The organism is Pseudoalteromonas sp. AS71, assembly GCF_038900275.1.
Taxonomy (GTDB): Bacteria; Pseudomonadota; Gammaproteobacteria; order Enterobacterales; family Alteromonadaceae; genus Pseudoalteromonas.
Map to the genome: position 1 here is coordinate 143,491 of NZ_JBBMQZ010000005.1, position 20,697 is coordinate 164,187.

The following is a 20,697-nucleotide window of genomic DNA, read 5'->3' on the forward strand; positions in this document are numbered from 1 at the left end:
AACACAGATTCGGCTTTTAAAATTATAATTTATACCAATCGCTTATATATGGGGTCTATTTAACGTTAAGAAAATTACGCTAGAACTAGGGCGTGTTGATCTTTGTGGATTGAAATTTGTTCAATCTAGGGGCGATTTAATCGCGGCGCGAGGTTTGTAACCTAGTGGGCTAAGTAAAAACCGAGCAACAAAGAGTTAATCGTCCCTAGAAAGAACCCAAAGGGCAGCGCATGTTTGGTATTTATGCTGCGTTATCGCCTATTCATGGGGAATAACCACACTACATAGGCTCTGCCTTGCCTAAAAACCAAACATACTGCTGCAAATTAACCCACGAAAGGTCAACACGCCCTAGGCAAAAGTTTTTATATCTAGTTGTTCTCGGCAATTGCTCCCTGCATTGCTCTACCTCCTGCATCCATGCAGTCGTAAATAAAAAACTTTTAACGACGTTATAGTGCAATTTAATTCGTTAAATTGATCAAGGATTTATGCAGGTTGGTATTACAAGTTACTTTTCAGCACGACCCATAAATTTGTGTTCAACAGTATTAATACGGATACGGTCACCTGTTGAAATATGCTCTGGCACAGAAATATTTAAGCCAGTAGACATACGTGCAGGTTTTGAACGAGCACTTGCAGATGCACCTTTAATAGATGGGTCTGTTTCTTCAACAACAAGTTCAACACTTGATGGTAAATCAAGTCCTACTGGCGCGCCATCAATAACAATGACGTGTACGCCTTGCGTTTCTTCATTAACAAATAAAATTTCTTCGCTAATAGCATCTTTGTTTAAGTTGTAAGGCGTGTAATCTTCATTATCCATGAACACATACTCGTCGCCATCAATGTACGATAGCATTACTTCACGGCGTGTTAAATCAGCCAGCGTTAGCATGTCACTGTCTTTAAATGTTTCGTCAACTTTACCACCGGTTACCACATCGTATAAACGCATACGGTATAAACTACCACCAGCACGACCTTGCGGCACAGAGCGCACAATATCTTTTACAACTAAAACGCGGCCATTGAAGTCAATAGCAGTACCTTTTTTAACATCACTCGCCTTTGGCATGTGTGAATTCCTATTATTTTTTTGATTGGCAGAAACATACCACGAACTGGATTTTGTTCAACTAAAATTACGTTGGTTTTACGCTACATGTTGTATTAGCTTGTAAAATTTTAATTTATACTAAAATACATATAATCAAATGTGAAAAAAACTGCTATGGTAGCTTTACCGAGTATGACTTCAAGGAATGGATCATGGACCAGAAAAAAGTACATGAGTATTTAGTTAAAAAACCACTTGTTCAGGTTACAAAACCATTTGCGCAAGAGGTTGATGTATATAAAGTGAATCATAAAATGTTTGCGACTCTTGCTATTGGCAATGACGGTCAAACTAATGATGATGGTGAGGTTATTTGGTGGCTTAACTTAAAATGCGATCCTGATGAAGCAATATCATTGCGTGATACTTTCCCGGCAGTGATCCCTGGTTACCATATGAATAAACGCTTATGGAACACAGTAATTTTAGACGGCACAATTGCACAAGGTGAAATTGAGAGAATGATTGATAACTCATTTAATTTAGTCGTAGAAAACATGCCAGAAAAAGACCGCAAAGCTATCGCACTTCACTTGTAGCACTTTTTGGGCTAGGAAACTAGCCCATTAAAACCTTAAACCTTAAGCGTATAAATTAAATCGTCATATAACTTTTCGCCTATTGTATGCACTTTAAAAAGTGTATCTGTATGGGTTAAGCCGCACTTACTAAGCACCTTTTCAGAACCAATATTGCCACGCGTTACGACAGCTTTAAACTGCCTAATACCACATTCTTTCCAAGCCCAATCAATCACAGCTCTTAAAGACTCTGTCGCGTAGCCTTTATTAAAATACTCTGGCAATAATAAATAACCAAGCTCTGCGGTTTCTCCGTCATAGGCAAAGCCTGTAACACCCACTGGTTGTTTTGTTTTATTATTAATAATGAGTAAGCACAGTGGGTGGCGTGATTTAGTATTCCACTTAGGTAAGCGTATCTCAAAGCGGTTTCTTATCAGTGACTCCATTGGCATATCAAAACAATACTTAAGGACTTGAGGATCGCGATGAAGCGCTAGAAAAAGAGGCCAATCAGATTCTTCCATTTGGTACATGCTCAATCTTTGTGTAAATAATGTCATTAAGCTCCTCATTTAAATATTAAAAATCATAAAAAAACCGCATCTAAATGCGGTTTTTATAAACAGTAGAAACTTTATTCTTTTGTTTCAATCTCTTTAGTAACTTCAGGCTCAGTGACACTTTGCTCTTGTGGCTCAGTGCTTTGTACTTCAGGAGCTACAACCTCAACAGTTGCTGCATTATAAAAAGTAGTACCAGAGCTTGCCATTGTTACCAGTGACTCACATGGAGCAAAGTTAGCATCGCTGTTAGCTAATGTAGACATATCAGAGCTTATTTTACTTGCGCCTAATTTATCCATATAGCTAAATGGGCCACCTAAAAATGGTGGGAAACCAATACCGAATATTGCACCAATGTCGCCATCACGTGGGCTGGCAATAATGCCATCATCTAAACAGCGTACTGCTTCGTTAAGCATTTGCGACACACAACGCTTAGCAATTTCGCTCTTGTTTAAACGTGGAGCTGGGGTAACACCCAATAGTTCGTAAACTGACTCATCAACCTTTTTGCCTTTTTTATCGTATTCATAAAAACCACGACCGGACTTACGGCCAAGGCGTTTTGAATCAATCATACGCATAAATGCATCAGGGCCTTTAAAACGCTCACCTAATTCTTTTTCAAGAATTGGAGCAATTTTAGAGCCAATATCAATCCCTACTTCATCAAGTAGAGTCAGCGGTCCTACCGGAAAGCCAAACTCAACTAGGGCTGCATCAATCTTTTCAATTGGCTCACCCGCAAGCATTAAATTAGCAGCTTCGTTTAAGTAAGGCGCTAAAATACGATTTACGTAAAAACCGGCCATGTCTTTTACAACAATTGGCGTTTTACCTTGCTTACGTGCAAAGTTAACAACGCGGGCAATGGTCTCTTGAGATGTACCTTCGTGTGGAATAATTTCCACTAATGGCATTTTTTCTACAGGCGAGAAGTAGTGCAAGCCAATTACATTTTCAGGACGTGCTGCCTGCGCTGCAATTTGCGATATTGGTAATGATGACGTGTTACTTGCAAAAATTGTATTTGCTTGGCATTGCTGCTCTACGTCTGCAACCATACCTTGCTTAAGTGCAAGATCTTCAAACACCGCTTCGATTACTAAATCAATGTGTTTAAAGCCACTGTAGTCAGTTGTGCCTGTAATACGGTTCATTGTTAACTGCACATCAGCTTTAGACATAATACGACGCTTAAGGCGTTTATCTAAAATTTTATAGGTGTAGCTCATTGCATTACTAATGCCCTGCTCTGCTACATCTTTAATACGTACCGGCACTTTAGCTTTAACAGCACTTACGTGCGCAATGCCCGCGCCCATTAGTCCACCACCTAAAACAGCAGTTTTGCTAATTGCTGGTGCGTCATCATTGCGCCACTCTTTTTTCATTTCAGTGGTTGCAAAGAAAATACCGCGAAGCGCTTTAGATTCATCACTCATTACAAGTGTTGCAAAGCTTTCAGCTTCTGTTTTATACGCTTTTAGCTCATCAAGCTCTACCCTAGCTCGCACTGCTTTAATAATAGCTAGTGGTGCTGGGTAATGCCCGCCCGTTTTTTTAAGTACGTTTTCTTTAGCTTTTTTAAAGATAAAGTTACGACCAAACGGGTTAGATTCTAATAATTTACTAATATTGTCGAGCTTTGGCTCTTTTGCTTGTGGCTTTTTCTTCGCGGCAAATTCTTTTGCTACTTTTAAAAGTACACTGTGCGGTACACAATCATCAAGCACGCCTGCTTTTTTAGCTTGCTTAGGACGAATTTGCTTACCTGTTAGCATCCACTCTAGTGCTTTTTGAATGCCTACAATTTTAGTTAAACGCTGCGTACCGCCACCACCTGGTAATAAGCCAAGTTGTACTTCAGGTAAGCCAATTTTTGTTAAATCGCTGTCGGTACCAATACGGTAATCACACGCTAAAGCAAACTCTAAACCACCACCTAATGCAGCGCCATGAATGGCACTTACTGTTGTGTATGGCAGTTTTGTCATATCAAAAAACGCTTGATGACATAGCTCGCTAATCGCTAAAGCATCTTCACGCTTTTGAACGCTATCAAGCATTTTTACATCGGCGCCTGCAATAAAGTTATCGCTTTTTCCGCTTATAAATACCATGCCTTTTACGTTTTGCGATTTAGCGTCTTCTAATAACGCTTTTAAGTCGTCGGCAAAACTACTGCGCAGGGTATTCATTTTCTCACCCGGTACATCAATAGTCACAATGGCGATTTTGTTTTCATCTACCGCTAAATTAAATACTGAATCTGTCATTACGCGCTCTCCAATACAAAGGCTGCACCTAAACCACCAGCAGCACACGCTGTTGTTAATGCTAAACCGCCACCACGACGTTTAAGCTCGTGTAAGCTTTGCGTAATTAAGCGTGCACCTGTTGCTGCAAATGGGTGACCATATGCTAAAGAGCCGCCGTTAACGTTAAACTTATCCATGTTAATTTCGCCAATTGCTTTGCTGCGACCTAAATGCTCTTGTGCAAATTTGTCTGAAGCAAACATTTTCATATTGGCAAGTGTTTGCGATGCAAACGCTTCGTGCATTTCAATTAAATCTAAATCAGCAAGCGTAATACCCGCTCTATCTAGTGCAATAGGCGTTGAATGAGCAGGACCCATTAACATGTCTTTTTCTACACCGATTGCCGAAAATGCAAAGCTACGTACGTAACCTAGTATTTCGTAGCCAAGTGCTTTTGCTTTGCTTTCGCTCATCATAAGTACGGCCGCTGCACCATCAGTTAATGGTGTTGCATTTGCTGCGGTAACAGTACCGTGCTGACGGTCAAACACCGGTTTAAGCTTTGCGTAGCCTTCAACCGTTGAATTTTTACGAATGTTGTTATCTTCTGAAATAAAGCTTTTATATGGCGGTAAATGCGCCGTCATAACTTCATCTTTTAACTTTCCATCAGCCCATGCTTGCGTTGCAAGTGAGTGAGAACGATGCGCTAATGCATCTTGATCTTCACGGCTAATATTATGTGTTTTAGCCATTTGCTCAGCAGTTTGCCCCATCGAAAGGCCTGTTGAGTACTCTGCAACTGCAGGTGGCACTGGTAATAAATCTTTTAAACGTAGTTTTGAAAATATTTTTAAGCGTTGGCCAAGCGTACGCGCTTTATTTAAATCAACTAAGCTGCCTGCTAGCTTTTTACTAACACCAATTGGCAGTACTGATGACGAATCTGCGCCGCCTGCAATACCTACGCTTACAGATCCCGCCATAATAGACTCAGCTACATTGGCAATTGCCTGAAAGCTGGTAGCACATGCGCGCGATACAGAATATGCATCAACCGATACTGGCATACCTGTGCCCAATACAATTTCACGTGCAATATTTGGCGCTTCTGGCATTTGTACTACTTGACCAAATACAAGTTGATCAATTTCTGATTTGTTGAAATTTAATCTCTCAAGCATTTCGTTAACCACCAACTTACCCATATCAAGTGCAGGTACATGGTGAAACGCTGTTGCTTGCTTTGCAAAAGGTGTACGTAAGCCGCTAACTATGGCAATACGGTCGCCCTTTGGTGTTTTTAGTATGTTTTGCTCAGACATTTATGCTCTCCCGCTGACAGGTCTGACCTGTTTGTTTTCCTCGATTCTAAACAACCCGTGTGCTAAAGCCAATAGAAAAACACAAATTTATATAAACAGTGTTTAATTACGACTATCACAATAGGCTTTTTTAGACGCATTTACAAAGTTTTGTGGTACGCTAAAAATCGTTAAAAAATAACGAACTATTTTAAAAAATAAAGTCTAACTCTTGAGTTACCCAATTATAAACCTTATAAATAGGTCTGTATTTATCACCTAACACTATTAGGTACAAACCCAGCTGACGAGGACAGTCCACTTATTATGGCAGCTAACGCATTTTCACAATTAAAAACGTACTTAGATACACAAATTATTGGCCAGCCAGAGCTTACTCAAGCGCTACTTATTGCAATTTTAGCTGATGGTCATTTATTAGTAGAAGGCCCCCCTGGTCTTGCAAAAACACGTGCAGTTAATGCACTTGCAAAAGGCATTGAAGGCTCGTTTCAGCGTGTACAGTTTACGCCAGACTTATTACCTGCTGATGTAACAGGTACCGATATTTACCGCCAACAAACTAGCGAGTTTGTATTTGAAAAAGGCCCTCTTTTTCATAACCTAATTTTAGCTGACGAAATTAACCGCGCACCAGCCAAAGTACAATCAGCATTATTAGAAGCAATGGCTGAACGCCAAGTTACCGTAGGTAAAAACACCTATCCGCTTAGCGAGCTGTTTTTAGTTATGGCTACACAAAACCCGCTAGAGCAAGAAGGGACTTACCCGTTACCAGAAGCACAGCTGGATCGTTTTTTACTGCACCTAAGTATTGGTTACCCTGGCGCAGAGCATGAGCTTGATATACTGCGCTTAACGCGCGGCGAAGCACTTAACGAGCAACAGCCGGTATTGCAAAAAATTAGTCAAAGCGATTTGTTCGCATCGCGAAAAGAAATACTAGGCCTTTATTTAGCAGAGCCGCTTGAGCAATACCTAGTACAACTTATTATTGCCACCCGTGAAGGCGCTAAATTAGATGCGCAACTAGGTAGCTGGATTGAGTTTGGTGCAAGTCCGCGTGCAACAATAGCACTTGATAAATGTGCTCGTGCTCATGCATGGCTTCAAGGTCGCGACTTTGTAGCACCTGACGACATTCAAGCTGTTGTGCATAACGTACTGCGTCATCGCATTATTTTAAGTTACGAAGCCCAAGCCGATGGCATTACTAAAGATCAAGTAATAAGCCGTATAGTTGAACTTGTAGCCGTACCATAAGTTATGCAAAAACAATTAGAATCCCAAGCATGGCTCAAACAGAGCCATAGCCACGGTGTTAATTTAGCACTCAAAGAGCTGATGTATTACAAAGCCAAAGCGCAATTGCTTGAACTTGCCCCTAAGGTAAAAATAAAAAATACCTTAACAGGGCAATACCTTGCACCGCACAAAGGCCGAGGAATGGAATTTGCCGAAGTGCGACATTATCAGCAAGGTGACGATATTCGATCTATTGATTGGCGAGTCACTGCGCGTACCGGCGAGACTCACACAAAGCTCTTTCAAGAAGAAAAAGAGCGCCCTGTGTTTGTATTTACTGATTTTTCAAACTCAATGCTGTTTGGCTCAAAGTTACTATTAAAGTCGGTGCAAGCGGCGCACATAAGCGCCCTTGTTGCATGGTCGGCGTGTCAGCGCGGCGACAGAATTGGCGGTATTGTGTTTAATCAGCACTCGCATTTGGAGCTAAAGCCCAGCGCCCGCGAAAAAGCCGTGCTTAAGCTTTGTCATAATTTATGCGACAACCACCAGCAAGCGCTCAACAATATTGATAAAACAGCCACTAACAACTTTAGCGATAACCTAAAGCGCCTTAATCATTTAGCAAAACCAGGCAGCTTAGTGTATTTGGTGTCTGATTTTAACGCTCTCGATGATGCCAGCTTTAAGCAACTCGAAATATTAAGCCGTCACTGCGAGCTTATTGGTTGCCACATAAGCGATCCGTTTGAGCATCAGTTACCTGCGTTTAAGCAAGCTGTCACCGTTAATGCAAATGGTCAAGACTTTGCCCTACCATTAATGGATAACAACTTTAGAGAACGCTTTGCTAAAAATGCTGAGCAAGCATTTAGTACGCGCTTTAATCGCTTAACTAAATCGGGTCTTAATTTAATATCATTCAATGCAGCAACACCGCTTGAGCTGCAATTAGTGAGAAAATAACCATGCAAACCAATCCACTCGATGGCCTGCACGATATAATAGCGCCAAGCCAAGTTAATTGGTGGCCACTCGCCCCTGCTTGGTGGGTTATTATTACACTGCTGTTTTTAGCACTGTGCGCAGCTATTTATATATTTTACAAAAAACATAAATTTAAAAAGCCTAAACGCTACGCAATACAATTAAGCCAAAGTGAGCAAAGCCCTCAGCAACTGCATATTATTTTAAAACGTTTAGTGATTGAATATTACGACAAGCGCCTTGCTGCGCAATCTACCTCTAAATGGTGCACAACACTTACTACGCTTACCGGTTTAAGCTTTAGCGAACAAGAAATACTAAGCTTGTATAACCCCAGCCAAAAAGATACAACACTGTGCAATAAATTTCGCCAAGGTATTAAGCAGTTTAAAATAAAGGAGTCAGTAAATGTTTGAATTTAGCTGGCCATGGTTATTTTTATTACTACCTTTGCCTTTATTACTTTTACTATTAAAACCCGCTGCAAGTAATGCCAGCACGCGTTTACGTATACCCAGTTTTGCAAAGCACAATTTAACCAGCCAAAGCATTGAGCCACATGCACGACGTTTAAATCCTTTTGAGTGGGTAATTTGGTTATTACTTGTTACTGCCGCTGCTAATCCAACATGGTTAGATGAGCCAATCTCATTGCCAAACGAAGGCCGCGATATAATGTTAGCAGTTGACTTATCAGGCTCGATGACCGAACAAGACATGGCTTACAACGGCCAATATGTTGACCGCCTTACCATGGTAAAAGCCGTACTTAGTGACTTTATAGAGCAGCGCCAAGGTGACAGGCTTGGGCTGATATTATTTGGCGATACCGCGTTTTTACAAACCCCGCTCACGCGCGACGTTAAAACAGTAAGTAAAATGCTCAGTGAAGCGCAAATTGGTTTAGTGGGACGCGCAACAGCCATTGGTGATGCATTGGGTCTTTCGGTAAAACGCTTTGCCAATAAAGATGAAAGTAACCGTATTGTGGTGCTATTAACCGACGGACAAAATACCGCTGGTAATTTAAACCCAGAAGATGCCCTACTGCTAGCTCGCGAAGAAGGGATTAAAGTGTACACCATTGGTGTTGGCTCAGATAATCCGCGCGGCTTTAGTCTCTTTAATATGGGTGGCTCTAGTGGCAGTAATTTAGATGAAAGCTTACTTAAAAAGATTGCCGAGCAAACTGGCGGGTTATACTTTAGAGCTAAAGATGTAGCAGGCCTTCAACAAATTTACGCAGAGCTTGATAAACTTGAACCTATTAGCGCTGATGAACAAACATTTCGCCCACAAAGTTCATTATTTTACTACCCGTTACTTATTGCCATTTTACTTATTAGCTTAAAAGTAATGCTTAGTACACTGCGCGCACTAAAGGAGCCAAACTAATGGATTTTGAATTTATTCGCCCTGCTCTTTTATGGTTACTCATACCTGCTGTGGCATTATTTTTTGTCGCCTTAATTAAGCATAAAAAAACGACTAGTGAGCAGCTAATTGCACCGCATTTAGCACAATTTATAATGAGCGAAGCAAACACTAAAGCCAGCCAGCCACTTTGGTTAGTTGCTTTGTTTTGCAGCCTTGGTATTTTATTTAGTGCAGGGCCTAGCTTTGAGAAAAAACAAGTTCCTGTATTTCAAAGTAAAAGTGCCCGTGTAATTGTTATGGATATGTCGTACTCAATGTACAGCACCGATATTTTACCAAATCGTTTAATGCAATCACGCTTTAAAGCGCTTGATATGATTGAGCTGTTTAAAGAAGGTGATACCGCGCTTGTAGCTTACGCAGGCACGGCCTACATAATATCGCCGCTAACAAATGACGCCACAACACTTAGTAATTTAATTCCAAGCTTAAGCCCTGAAATAATGCCAGACAAAGGCTCAAACGTTTTAGCCGGTCTTGATATGGCCAAAGAGCTATTAACGCAAGCGGGTTATATTGATGGCGACATTATTTTAGTGACCGACGGTATTGACCAACAAGAACAAAGCGACGTAAGTAGCTTTACCAGTAACACCCAATATAGATTAAATATATATGGCGTAGGCACCGCTCAAGGCGCTCCAATTAAGTTACCTGAAGGTGGTTTTTTGAAAGACAGATACGGCCAAATTGTAGTACCTACACTTAATGCCAGTCAGCTTAAAAATTTAGCATCGAGCAGTGGTGGTAAATTTGCTAGTTACCAACCTAGCAATAACGACATAAATACGTTTGCTCCAAATGCACAGAGTGAATTATTGAAAGACGAAAAACAAAGCCATGCGCTTTGGCGAATAGATGCAGGTATATACGGACTCTTGTTATTACTGCCATTTGGCTTGTATTTATTTAGACGCGCTGCCTTGTTAGGCGCATTTTTAGCTTTTGGCTTTTTACCGCAGCAAAATGCGTATGCCGTAGAGCTCCCCACTCTTTTGCAAAATGCAGATCAGCGTGCATTAGAGGCTTACAATAATAAAGAATACGATGCAGCAACACAGGCTCAATCGAGAGAGTTAAAAGGCGCTGCGCTTTACCAGCAAGGTAATTTTGATGCTGCACTTAGTGAGTTTAGTAGTGATAAGTCGGCTAGCGGTTTATACAACTACGGTAATGCTCTCGCCAAAGCTGGCAAGCTTGAGGACGCAATTAAAGCCTACAAACAAGCCCAAACCTTACAAGACGACTTTACACAAGCCGCTGATAACCAAGCTTTAGTTGAACAATTACTAAATCAACAAGAGCAACAAAACCAGCAAGATAAGCAAAGCGACGGCGACGACTCTCAAGACCAAGATGATAGCCAGAAAAAAGATGAGCAAAACCAAGGGCAAAATTCTGATGAGTCAAAACAGGATCAGCAACAAAATGGTGATAAAAGCGATTCTGAAAAAGGCGAAAACGAGAGTCAAAACCAAAGCGATGAAAAATCTGATAAAGAATCAGATAAAGAGTCTGAACAATCAAAAGATCAACAAGGCGAGCAATCAGACAAGCAAAATGAACCTGATATGCAAGCTCAGCCACAAAGTGAGCAAGGGAAAAATAAAGACGCTGACCAGCCTAAAGAAGACGATCAGCAACAAAGTAAGCCACAAGCAATGAATGAGCAACCTGCCACTGATGAGCAAAAACAAAATGCTCAGCAACAAGCCATGCAAGCCCAAGCAAGTGAGCTCACTAATGAAGAAAAAGAAAAAGCACAACAGCTTAATCAACTACTTAGAAAAGTCCCGGACGATCCGGCTATTTTATTACGGAATAAAATGCAATTAGAAGCCCAAAAAAGACAATATAAACGTCGCCCTACAGGAGTCGAAAAATCATGGTAATGCGATTATTTTGCTGTTTATTGCTATTAAGTGCGATGCCTTCGTGGGCTGCCACCAAATTAGAAGCCAGCGTAGATAAAAACCCTGTTTTAGCGGGTGAATTTTTTATGCTTAATATATCGGTGGACGATACAGTTAAAGGCGAGCAACCAGATACCTCATCGCTGTTAAAAGACTTTGTTGTAGGCCCGACGAGCTTAAGCTCTCGTACCAACATTATTAATGGCAGCATTAATAAACAAACCACGTGGTCAGTTAAATTAATGACCCGTGCAGAGGGCAATTACACAATTCCGGCATTTAACGTTGCAGGGTTAACCTCACAGCCTATTAAATTAAAAGTGGCAAAACGCTCAGTTGATGCAGATAAAAATAACGAAATATTTTTAAAAACGTCGCTCTCAAGTAATTCACTATTTGTCCAAGAAGCCGGTGTTTATACTATTAAGCTTTACCTTGCCAAAGAACTGCTTGATGGCAGCTTAAGCACACCAAGTATGGAAGATGCTCAACTAACCCAATTAGGTAAGCAAACTGAGAGCTATGAGCTTGTTGATGGTAAACGCTACCTCGTTATTACTCGCGAGTATTTGATTCAGCCACAAAAAAGTGGTGCGTATACTATTGCAGGCCCCGCTTTTCAAGGACGTGTACAACAAAATTATCGTCAGTTAGAAGTGTCAGCTCTTGGCGACGATCAGCAAATAGAAATAAAACCAATTCCGGGTGATTACAAGGGCGCATGGTTACCAAGCGAGCTGGTTAATCTTGATGAAGAATGGCAACCTAATGACAACACCGTAGAAGTAGGTACACCTATCACACGTACTATTACGCTTACCGCGCTTGGGGTTACAAAAGAGCAATTACCTGAAATCTCTATGCCTACCATTGATGGCATACGCAGCTACCCAGATAAAAAAGAAAATAACAATGCAGTACGTGACGGGCGAGTTGTATCGCAGCAAACTGCATCGTATGCATTACTACCGCAAAAACCAGGTACTTACACTTTACCTGAAATAAAGCTGCCTTGGTTCAACACTAAAATAAACCGTATTAGCCTAGCTACATTACCAAAGCGCACTATAACGGTAACGCCAAGTAGTACCGCACCTAATACCGCTGTGGCAAACCTACAATCAAGCCCAAATAATTTATCTGCTATTGAAAATATTTCGAATCAAGCAACAGGTATACAACCTATTGAAACTAAAAGGGATACTCCCCTTTGGTTAATGGTAGTCGCCGCTTTTGGGTATATTTTATGGATTGGTACTGTAATTTTTTACTTAATGAGCCGTTCTACTAAAAATACGACTGAAAATTTACATCCAAACAACCGTGATATTTCTCAGCCGAGCTTAAACGAGCTTAAAACATTAGCTAAAACGCATGATGTGAAAGCCTTTTACACCGCATTAAATAATTTTTCTGAAAAGGTTACTCGCAAAAATGTAGGCGCTATCGATGAGCTTTGCAGCCGCGTAAATAGCAGCGAGCTTAATGGCCTCATTAGCCAATTACAGGCACAACTTTATAGTAATAGAGGCACAGATACGGATCTTAATGCTATTATTAAAACTCTTGAGAACTATCAAACTCAAGCATCAAAGTCGCAACAAACTGTATTAAAAGACCTTTACGATTAATAACTACGATACTCAGGTCTTTTTTTGCAATAAATAATAATTTTTTATTAAAAAAGTACTTATGCTTGGAAAGAAAAAATCAAACAATCAGGTCTTAATCGATATGGCAGAGAAACAAAAGCGTTATGAAGCCTTGGTCCACGTTTACAATAAAGAGCTTTATCGCTTTGCTTATTGGTTATGCCGTGATCCGCACATAGCAGATGATTTAGTACAGGAAACGTTTTTACGCGCATGGCGTTCACTCGACTCTTTACTTGATCAAAAGGCAGCTAAACCCTGGCTGCTTACTATATTACGAAGAGAAAACGCACGCCGATTTGAACGTAAACAGTTTGATTACAGCGACGTAGAAAACGATACGCTTGTTGATGAAACCAGCCATTCATTAGATGATGAAATGGAGCAAACGGTTATTCAGCGACAGATTGCACTGCTATCTGATGAATACCGAGAGCCATTATTACTGCAAGTTGTAATGGGCTGCTCTGGTGAAGAGATTGCAGGCATACTTAATTTAAATAAAAACACGGTAATGACTCGTTTATACCGTGCCCGAAATCAACTTAAAGAGGCTTTAAGCCGTGATGATGAACAACTTAAAGGGGCATCAAAATAATGGATGAACTTGAGTTTCGTCGCCGCACTATTGCGCAGCCAAACGACATTGACAAGGAGCTTATGGAGTTTGCTGACAATAACCCAGAGCGACAAAGTTTTATTAACGATATGAAAGATTTTGATAAATTTTTACAAGATTCTTTAGATATACCTGTACCTGAAAACCTTGCAGACCGCATTCTTTTAAACACATCGTTAAAAGAAAAAGCACTCCAAGAAGAACAAGCTACAGGTAAAAACGTGGTTGATGCTCGATCGCGTTTTAAGTTTGATCGCGTACACCTTGCGTTAGCAGCGTCTTTTGTAGTGGCGATTAGTGCCTTCTTTTTTAGTACAGAGCAAAATATTGCACACGAAGCAGGTGAGCATGCGCTTGCCCATGTGTACTACGAAATTAATGCGCTTGATAAAAAAGAGCCCATTAGCCTACAAAGCGTTAATGATAAATTAGCTGTTTTAGGTGGTCACATTGATGAACTTCCAGGCGATGTAACGTACGCTATGTTTTGTGATTTTAAAGGCGAAAAAGGACTGCATTTGATATTTGAGTCTGACTTTGGTCCTATGACGGTATTTATAGTACCCTCTGAAAATAAATCATTTGGTTTTGGCGATGATAATTTCAAAGATGAGCGCTTCGAAGGTCATATTAACCGAGGCTCACAAGCAGATACTATTTTAGTGGCAAGTGTTGGAGCACCTCTAAATACTTATAACGAACGCGTTACTGGCGCTATACGCTGGTTATAGCATATATGCCGCTTAGTACTTACTAGGCGGCTTATTTATTATCAATTTTTCTTCACCGAATTTAAAAAACGATTGATTTACCACGCCCTGTAGCTTCAGAGGCGGCATCTAATTGACCCTCTTTATTAATAATAACGTGTAAATCACCAAAGTGATTCTCATCTATGGTGTAACCCATCTTTATAAGTTCTGCTTTTACACCATCGGCTAAGCCTATGTGCGTTCTAATTATATTTTTAGGCCACAGTTGATGATGAAAACGGGGACTATTTACAACCTGCTCTGCAGTCATATCAAACTCTACCGCATTTAAGATAGATTCGTACACAGAGCTAATAATGGTTGTACCACCAGGCGAACCTGTCACCATTTTAACGGTGTTGTCTTTAAGTAGTATTGTAGGCGTCATAGAACTCAACATACGCTTGTGTGGCTGTATTTCATTAGCTTTGCCGCCTATTGCGCCAAACACATTCATAACGCCTGGTTTGGCGCTAAAGTCGTCCATTTCATCATTTAAAATAAATCCCGCACCTTCAACAACTACACCGCTACCAAACCCTAAGTTTATTGTGGTGGTATTTGCTACAGCGTTACCCATTTTATCAACGATTGAAAAGTGCGTAGTTTGCTCACTTTCTTTAAGGCCCGGTTTAATATTTTCGGTAGTAGAGATAGCGTTTAACGAAATGCCATTACTGCGCTCTTTAAGGTAGTTAATATTAGTTAACGCGTTTACTGGTACATCAAAAAAATCAGGATCGCCTAAATACTCTGCTCTATCTGCAAATACACGTTTACCTATTTCAGAAAGTAAGTGCACATATTGAGTAGAGTTATGCGCTAAGCCTGCATCTGGTTTTTGTAACTCATACATTTTGAGCCACTGTAAAATAGCAATACCACCTGAACTCGGCGGTGGCGAAGTAAGTACTTCATAACCATTCCAACTTGCTTTAATGGGGGTACGTGATTTAGCGGTATAATTTTTTAAATCATCTTGATTAATAATACCACCATGCTGGTGCATAAATTTAGCAATAATATTTGCAGTTTCGCCTTTATAAAACCCATCTTGGCCGTTATCACGAATACGCTTTAGCGTGGCCGCTAACTCTGGTTGCTTAAAGACTTTATTGGCTTTTACATCAGCAAAATATTTTTCAAAGTTTACATTTATTTTTTGCTCTTTTAGATGGGCTATATAACGGCTAACACCTTTTGCTAACTTAGGCGGAACAACAAACCCTTGCTCAGCCAACGTTACAGCAGGCTGCACTAGTGCTTCCCACTTTAAAGTCCCGTGCTTTTGATGGGCAAGCCACATACCCGCTACACTGCCAGGTACACCGCTTGCGTGAATGCCATATATTGATTTGTTTGCAATAACATTACCTTGCTCATCTAAATACATATCACGATGAGCCGCTGTAGGCGCTGTTTCACGATAATCTATAAAATCGCCTTTGCCATCTTTTTGAATAAGCATAAACCCCCCGCCGCCAATATTTCCGGCTTCAGGAAGCGTCACTGCAAGTACAAATTGTGCCGTAATAGCCGCATCAACAGCATTACCGCCTTGCTCTAATATACTTTTAGCAGCATCGGCACTGAACGAGTCAGGCATTGCGACCGCGCTTTGCGCTAAAGGCTGCGCCAAAACACTAAAAGTAGTGAACTGTAAAACCAGCACACTTTTGACGATTAATTTACGTGGTGAAAAAAACAATCCCATACAACATCCTTAATTTATTATTTTTGTTGCCCATATTAATGCACGTCACTTAAGGACAGGTCAATCTTTATGCTGTTGATATTTAATCATCTTCAAACGTTTTTTGAATAAAGTACCGCGGGTAAGTCGCCTTGCTCATCTGAATGTGTATAATTTTTTATAAATTGCAGGCCTAACTTTTTCATTATTGTTATAGACGCTGTATTATCTTTTAGTGCCGTTGCGCTTATCGCTTTAACGTCATCTTGCTTAATAAGTTCATCACATAATGCTAAAGCCGCCTCGGTTGCATAACCATGCCCCCAACTCGCTTTTTTAAAGCGCCAACCTATTTCAATATCGCTGTAATTTGGTGCATCACTAAAGAAATCCATAGGTCTTATTAATACCCAGCCAATAAATGTATTGCTTTGCTTTATAGCGATACTCCACAGCCCCCAGCCTTTTAGCTCATTTCGATATGCGAGCATACGAGGCACTCCCTCATTTTTTATTTGCTCTAAAGAGGTAGGCACACCTCGCGTTAAATACTGCATTACGGCGGGGTCTTGGTCGAGTTCAAATAATTGAGGCCAATCGTGCTCACTCATTAATTTAAAATTTAATCGTTTTGTTACGGGGGCGTTCATTTTCATTGTTGTATAGTCTGCCTGGAATTAATTATCAGTCTCTAAAGGAGATAGCACATGAATAAATTAGCAGGTTTAGCTTTATTAGGCACTTTAATTACATTAACTGGTTGTGAAGATGCCAACGAAGTAAAAGAAGATGCAAAAGATAAAAGCGTACAAATGCAAGAAAAGCTTGGTGATGCATGGAACGACGTTAAAGAGACAACTAACGATCTTAAAAATGATGAGTCTTTAAACGAGCTATTAGAGCAAAGTAAAGCAATGGGCTTAGACATGTACGACGACGGCAAAGAGATTGCGGTTGATGCATGGATTAAAAGCAAAGAAACTGCTGGCGAGTTAACTGAAAAAACTAAGCAGAAAGCGCAAGAAATTGCTGACGAAATTGAGCAAGCGCGTAAAGAACATAACGAAGGTTAATTTAACTTTCGATAATAAAAAAGGAAAGCCTCGGCTTTCCTTTTTTGTTTTAAGCTATTTAGCTCTAAATATGTGTTTACATATTTAGGGCTTATAAGCTCAAATTAACCTTTGTACTTACTCATAACTAAAGTCGCGTTTGTGCCACCAAAGCCAAAGCTATTAGACATTACAGTATTTAACTCAACGTCACGACGCTCAGTAATAATATCTAAACCTGTCGCTTGCTCATCTAGCTCATCAATATTAATTGAAGGCGCTACAAAGCTGTGCTCTAGCATCAATAATGAGAAGATAGCTTCGTGAACACCTGCAGCACCTAGGGCATGACCCGTCATTGCTTTAGTTGCGCTGATCATTGGTGACTTACCACCAAACACTTCTTGAATCGCACCTAGCTCTTTAACATCGCCTACAGGCGTTGACGTACCATGCGTATTTAAGTAATCAATACTGTCTACATCTTGCATAGCTTGGCGCATACAACGTGCTGCACCTTCGCCAGATGGAGCAACCATGTCGTAGCCATCTGATGTTGCACCGTAGCCAACAATTTCAGCGTAAATATGCGCGCCACGTGCAAGTGCATGTTCAAGTTCTTCAACTACAACAATACCGCCGCCGCCAGATATAACAAAACCATCGCGATTTGCATCGTATGTACGAGATGCTTTTTCTGGTGTTTCATTATACTTAGTAGAAAGTGCGCCCATAGCGTCAAATTCCATTGCCAATGTCCAGTGCAGTTCTTCACCGCCACCAGCAAAAACAACATCTTGCTTACCTAATTGAATTTGTTCTACTGCATTACCAATACAATGTGCAGATGTTGCACATGCAGAGCTAATTGAATAGTTAACACCTTTAATTTTAAAGGGTGTTGCTAAACAAGCCGATGTAGTGCTCGCCATAGTGCGTGGCACCATATAAGGCCCTACACGTTTTACGCCTTTTTCACGTAAAATATCAGCAGCTTCTACCTGCCATTTCGACGAACCACCACCAGAACCAACAATAATACCCGTGCGCTCATTTGATACTTGGTCGTCAGACAAACCTGAGTCTTCAATTGCTTGAGTCATCGAAATATAAGAATATGCAGCAGCATCGCCCATAAAGCGCATTGCTTTGCGGTCAACATGTGCTTTAACGTCAATATCAATTTTACCCGATACGTTACTACGTAACTTATAATCGGCAAATTCTTGGTTAAAAGCGATACCGCTTTTGCCCGTTTTTAACGATTCTAATACTTCTTCTTTGTTGTTACCAATGCTTGATACAACACCGATACCTGTAATTACAGCTCTTCTCATGGGTAATTCCCTTAGCTTAATACTTAATTGCATTCTATTTTACGCGAATTTAATCACCTAAGTGGTCAGCTTTCTAGCGTACACTTGTACTCTGAACTGCTAGCTTATAAATAACGCCAGACTATTACAAAGAAAACCCGTAAAATAATTAAAAATATATCTATAAATTTAAAAAATATGATTAAAAACGCACATAGTCACATTAATAATTTAGGTACACCTTTGACTAATAACTCCGGTGATATTTATTTTTCTAATGACGATGACTTAGCTCAATCGAATTGTGTGTACTATGAGCAAAATAATATAGATGCACGATTACAAAATCATGACCAATCACATTTTGTTATTGCCGAAACCGATTTTGGCACCGGTTTAAACTTTTTAAATACGTGGCAACGCTTTAAAGACCACCTTGAGCGGATGCAAGTTCAAAATGAATGTGAAAAAAGCGTAAAACGCCTACACTATATTTCGTTTGAAAAGTATCCCTTAACATTAACTGACTTAAAAAAAGCATTAACCGCTTGGCCTACCTTAAGTTATTTTAGTAAGCAATTAACAGTAAACTACCCAATTAATTTAGAAGGATGCCACCGGCTCGAATTTAATAATGGCAGTGTTGTTCTCGATTTATACTTTGGTGATGCGCTTGAATCAATAAAAGCAATGAGCTATCCACAAACAGGTATTGTTGATGCTTGGTATTTAAATGGGCTTGAGCCAAGTAAAAATCCTGATATGTGGCAGCAAAGTTTATTTAACTCCATGGCTGATATATCAAGAGCTAATGCAACCTTATCGACTTTTACTGCCGCTGACTTTGTTCAACGAGGATTAATAGAGGCTGGCTTTAGCACTAAAAAAGCCAAAGATTTTAATCAAAGAGAAGATATGCTTATTGGCCAACTTAAACATGTTAATAACGCTCAATCCCCCCCCGCTTATTTTAATCAAGATAGCAGCACTTTAAAAAACGTAGCGGTCATTGGCGGTGGTATTGCCAGTAGCTGTATTTTATACAGCTTGGCTAAACGAGGCATAACCAGCCACTTATTCTGCCAAGATGAAAAGCCTGCAATGGGGGCATCGCACAATGTGCAAGGCGCTATTTACCCTCACCTACAGGCTAAAAACTCGCCGCACAGTGAATTGTTTGCACATAGCTTTTTATACGCCAAACGCCTATATAACAACTTACTTCGCAGTGGTTTTAGTTTTGATTATGATTGGTGCGGCGTATTACAACACGCAGTGAAAAAACCTCTAGCTGATAAGCACGAAAACTTAGCACAAAAGCAACTGTGGCCAACGCAGCTAATGCGTAACGTAACCGCAGAGCAAGGCGATGAAATAGCCGGCGTAACGACAGGTTATTCAGGTGTGTATTTTGAACAAGGCGGCTGGGTTAACCCGCCGCAATTAGTAAACGCTATGCTAAGCGCTGCAAATAGCATAACCCCATTCAAAAGCGTATTTAACTGCAATATAAAGCAGCTTAAAAAAACTGATAGCGGTTGGTTTTTATTAACGAATGATGAGCAGTTAGGCCCGTTTAGCGATGTAATTATTTGTGCAGGTGAGCACAGCGATGCGTTTGAGCAAACAAAAGCGCTACCTATAGTGGGCGTACGCGGTCAGGTTTCACATATTGAGGCAAGTGAGCAATCACGCAATCTTAAAACAGTGCTATGCCATAAAGGATATTTTACACCGGCTTATCTAGATCATCACTGTATGGGTGCCACGTTTGAAAAAAACACCAAAAGCCGCCAAGTTACAGCGATCGACAACCAATTAAACCAAGAGCAACTACTTAGCTTTTATAAGCAAAGTGAATTTGCCTCCACCCTTGGCAATATAAACTCGGCAAAAGCGGCTGTTCGCTGCACATTTATAGATCACCTGCCAATGGCAGGGCAATGGTGCGAGCAAAGTGATTATATAATAGCTTTTGCTAATCTACGTTTAGGTAAACGCTACCAATATGAGCAACTTAATAAACCACAACAAGGCCTGCATATTTTTACCGGTTTTGGCGCACGCGCGTTGTGTAGCGCACCGTTAAGTGCAGACCACCTCGTAAGCTGTTTAAATAACGAACCCCGCCCATTAAGCGAACGTGTAAGCCAAGCGATTCACCCTGCCCGGTTTATAGTGCGAGATTTAATTCGTAATAAAATTTAAATGACATCGGTGCTTATTGAG

At 40.5% G+C, this 20,697-nt stretch carries 18 protein-coding genes; 11 read left to right on the forward strand and 7 right to left on the reverse strand.

Annotated features, from left to right (window positions below):
• Positions 1–511: 511 nt before the first annotated feature.
• A complete protein-coding gene (gene yeiP / locus WNY98_RS05530) occupies positions 512–1,084 on the reverse strand; it encodes an elongation factor P-like protein YeiP (RefSeq protein ID WP_002962153.1) in 573 nt (190 codons plus the stop codon).
• Between the two features lie 194 nt (positions 1,085–1,278).
• On the opposite strand from yeiP, the gene WNY98_RS05535 reads away from it, so the two are divergent.
• A complete protein-coding gene (locus tag WNY98_RS05535; RefSeq protein WP_039489238.1) occupies positions 1,279–1,665 on the forward strand; it encodes an MmcQ/YjbR family DNA-binding protein in 387 nt (128 codons plus the stop codon).
• Between the two features lie 35 nt (positions 1,666–1,700).
• Here WNY98_RS05535 and WNY98_RS05540 read toward each other — a convergent pair whose 3' ends face one another.
• From WNY98_RS05540 to fadI, 3 genes are all read right to left on the reverse strand, one after another.
• Positions 1,701–2,210 carry a GNAT family N-acetyltransferase gene (locus tag WNY98_RS05540; protein ID WP_024596740.1) on the reverse strand — a complete coding sequence of 170 codons (510 nt, stop codon included), beginning with the start codon at positions 2,208–2,210 and terminating at the stop codon, positions 1,701–1,703.
• Positions 2,211–2,284: 74 nt separating this feature from the next.
• A complete protein-coding gene (fadJ, locus tag WNY98_RS05545) occupies positions 2,285–4,492 on the reverse strand; it encodes a fatty acid oxidation complex subunit alpha FadJ (RefSeq protein ID WP_342877338.1) in 2,208 nt (735 codons plus the stop codon).
• Positions 4,492–5,802, reverse strand: a complete 1,311-nt coding sequence (fadI, locus tag WNY98_RS05550; protein WP_004335629.1) for an acetyl-CoA C-acyltransferase FadI — start codon at positions 5,800–5,802, stop codon at positions 4,492–4,494. The genes fadJ and fadI overlap by 1 nt, the downstream gene beginning before the upstream one ends.
• 306 nt (positions 5,803–6,108) lie before the next feature.
• On the opposite strand from fadI, the gene WNY98_RS05555 reads away from it, so the two are divergent.
• The 8 genes from WNY98_RS05555 to WNY98_RS05590 all read left to right on the forward strand — a co-directional run bounded on the left by WNY98_RS05555 (position 6,109) and on the right by WNY98_RS05590 (position 14,386).
• Positions 6,109–7,065 (forward strand): MoxR family ATPase, encoded by a 957-nt coding sequence (locus WNY98_RS05555; protein WP_342877339.1) that lies wholly within the window; start codon positions 6,109–6,111, stop codon positions 7,063–7,065.
• Between the two features lie 3 nt (positions 7,066–7,068).
• Positions 7,069–8,013: a DUF58 domain-containing protein gene (locus tag WNY98_RS05560; protein WP_024598408.1), complete on the forward strand. Its 945-nt coding sequence runs from the start codon at positions 7,069–7,071 to the stop codon at positions 8,011–8,013.
• A 2-nt stretch (positions 8,014–8,015) separates the two neighbouring features.
• Positions 8,016–8,450, forward strand: coding sequence for a DUF4381 domain-containing protein (locus WNY98_RS05565; RefSeq protein ID WP_024598409.1), 435 nt, complete (start codon positions 8,016–8,018; stop codon positions 8,448–8,450).
• Positions 8,443–9,429 (forward strand): VWA domain-containing protein, encoded by a 987-nt coding sequence (locus WNY98_RS05570; RefSeq protein ID WP_197185457.1) that lies wholly within the window; start codon positions 8,443–8,445, stop codon positions 9,427–9,429. Before WNY98_RS05565 ends, WNY98_RS05570 begins: the two co-directional genes overlap by 8 nt.
• Positions 9,429–11,363: a VWA domain-containing protein gene (locus tag WNY98_RS05575; RefSeq protein ID WP_342877340.1), complete on the forward strand. Its 1,935-nt coding sequence runs from the start codon at positions 9,429–9,431 to the stop codon at positions 11,361–11,363. Before WNY98_RS05570 ends, WNY98_RS05575 begins: the two co-directional genes overlap by 1 nt.
• Complete coding sequence (locus tag WNY98_RS05580; RefSeq protein WP_342877341.1) at positions 11,357–13,015, forward strand: BatD family protein; 1,659 nt, start codon at positions 11,357–11,359, stop codon at positions 13,013–13,015. The genes WNY98_RS05575 and WNY98_RS05580 overlap by 7 nt, the downstream gene beginning before the upstream one ends.
• Before the next feature lie 61 nt (positions 13,016–13,076).
• Positions 13,077–13,634 carry a sigma-70 family RNA polymerase sigma factor gene (locus WNY98_RS05585; RefSeq protein ID WP_032827217.1) on the forward strand — a complete coding sequence of 186 codons (558 nt, stop codon included), beginning with the start codon at positions 13,077–13,079 and terminating at the stop codon, positions 13,632–13,634.
• A complete protein-coding gene (locus WNY98_RS05590; RefSeq protein WP_024598413.1) occupies positions 13,634–14,386 on the forward strand; it encodes a DUF3379 family protein in 753 nt (250 codons plus the stop codon). Before WNY98_RS05585 ends, WNY98_RS05590 begins: the two co-directional genes overlap by 1 nt.
• Before the next feature lie 61 nt (positions 14,387–14,447).
• On the opposite strand, the gene ggt is transcribed toward WNY98_RS05590, so the two are convergent.
• Both ggt and WNY98_RS05600 read right to left on the reverse strand, forming a co-directional pair.
• Positions 14,448–16,121: a gamma-glutamyltransferase gene (gene ggt, locus WNY98_RS05595; RefSeq protein ID WP_342877342.1), complete on the reverse strand. Its 1,674-nt coding sequence runs from the start codon at positions 16,119–16,121 to the stop codon at positions 14,448–14,450.
• Between the two features lie 92 nt (positions 16,122–16,213).
• On the reverse strand, positions 16,214–16,756 hold the full coding sequence (locus WNY98_RS05600) for a GNAT family N-acetyltransferase (protein ID WP_342877343.1): 543 nt from the start codon (positions 16,754–16,756) through the stop codon (positions 16,214–16,216).
• A gap of 51 nt (positions 16,757–16,807) precedes the next feature.
• Here WNY98_RS05600 and WNY98_RS05605 point away from each other — a divergent pair, with 51 nt between their 5' ends.
• Complete coding sequence (locus WNY98_RS05605; protein WP_342877344.1) at positions 16,808–17,173, forward strand: hypothetical protein; 366 nt, start codon at positions 16,808–16,810, stop codon at positions 17,171–17,173.
• A 104-nt stretch (positions 17,174–17,277) separates the two neighbouring features.
• Here the strand turns inward: WNY98_RS05605 and fabB are convergent, their stop codons facing one another.
• A complete protein-coding gene (fabB, locus tag WNY98_RS05610; protein ID WP_004335606.1) occupies positions 17,278–18,489 on the reverse strand; it encodes a beta-ketoacyl-ACP synthase I in 1,212 nt (403 codons plus the stop codon).
• A 177-nt stretch (positions 18,490–18,666) separates the two neighbouring features.
• Between fabB and mnmC the strand changes: the two genes are divergently transcribed.
• Positions 18,667–20,676, forward strand: a complete 2,010-nt coding sequence (mnmC, locus tag WNY98_RS05615; RefSeq protein ID WP_342877345.1) for a bifunctional tRNA (5-methylaminomethyl-2-thiouridine)(34)-methyltransferase MnmD/FAD-dependent 5-carboxymethylaminomethyl-2-thiouridine(34) oxidoreductase MnmC — start codon at positions 18,667–18,669, stop codon at positions 20,674–20,676.
• The last annotated feature ends 21 nt before the right edge of the window (positions 20,677–20,697 follow it).

Bases quoted from the DNA above. Each gene is read 5' to 3' on its own strand.
- WNY98_RS05540 (WP_024596740.1), bottom strand. From the start codon at position 2,210: ATGACATTATTTACACAAAGATTGAGCATGTACCAAATGGAAGAATCT.
- WNY98_RS05580 (WP_342877341.1), top strand. From the start codon at position 11,357: ATGGTAATGCGATTATTTTGCTGTTTATTGCTATTAAGTGCGATGCCT.
- WNY98_RS05570 (WP_197185457.1), top strand. From the start codon at position 8,443: ATGTTTGAATTTAGCTGGCCATGGTTATTTTTATTACTACCTTTGCCT.
- fadJ (WP_342877338.1), bottom strand. From the start codon at position 4,492: ATGACAGATTCAGTATTTAATTTAGCGGTAGATGAAAACAAAATCGCC.
- WNY98_RS05605 (WP_342877344.1), top strand. From the start codon at position 16,808: ATGAATAAATTAGCAGGTTTAGCTTTATTAGGCACTTTAATTACATTA.
- WNY98_RS05560 (WP_024598408.1), top strand. From the start codon at position 7,069: ATGCAAAAACAATTAGAATCCCAAGCATGGCTCAAACAGAGCCATAGC.
- WNY98_RS05565 (WP_024598409.1), top strand. From the start codon at position 8,016: ATGCAAACCAATCCACTCGATGGCCTGCACGATATAATAGCGCCAAGC.
- yeiP (WP_002962153.1), bottom strand. From the start codon at position 1,084: ATGCCAAAGGCGAGTGATGTTAAAAAAGGTACTGCTATTGACTTCAAT.
- WNY98_RS05590 (WP_024598413.1), top strand. From the start codon at position 13,634: ATGGATGAACTTGAGTTTCGTCGCCGCACTATTGCGCAGCCAAACGAC.
- WNY98_RS05535 (WP_039489238.1), top strand. From the start codon at position 1,279: ATGGACCAGAAAAAAGTACATGAGTATTTAGTTAAAAAACCACTTGTT.
- ggt (WP_342877342.1), bottom strand. From the start codon at position 16,121: ATGGGATTGTTTTTTTCACCACGTAAATTAATCGTCAAAAGTGTGCTG.
- WNY98_RS05600 (WP_342877343.1), bottom strand. From the start codon at position 16,756: ATGAAAATGAACGCCCCCGTAACAAAACGATTAAATTTTAAATTAATG.
- WNY98_RS05555 (WP_342877339.1), top strand. From the start codon at position 6,109: ATGGCAGCTAACGCATTTTCACAATTAAAAACGTACTTAGATACACAA.
- WNY98_RS05575 (WP_342877340.1), top strand. From the start codon at position 9,429: ATGGATTTTGAATTTATTCGCCCTGCTCTTTTATGGTTACTCATACCT.
- mnmC (WP_342877345.1), top strand. From the start codon at position 18,667: ATGATTAAAAACGCACATAGTCACATTAATAATTTAGGTACACCTTTG.
- fabB (WP_004335606.1), bottom strand. From the start codon at position 18,489: ATGAGAAGAGCTGTAATTACAGGTATCGGTGTTGTATCAAGCATTGGT.
- WNY98_RS05585 (WP_032827217.1), top strand. From the start codon at position 13,077: ATGCTTGGAAAGAAAAAATCAAACAATCAGGTCTTAATCGATATGGCA.
- fadI (WP_004335629.1), bottom strand. From the start codon at position 5,802: ATGTCTGAGCAAAACATACTAAAAACACCAAAGGGCGACCGTATTGCC.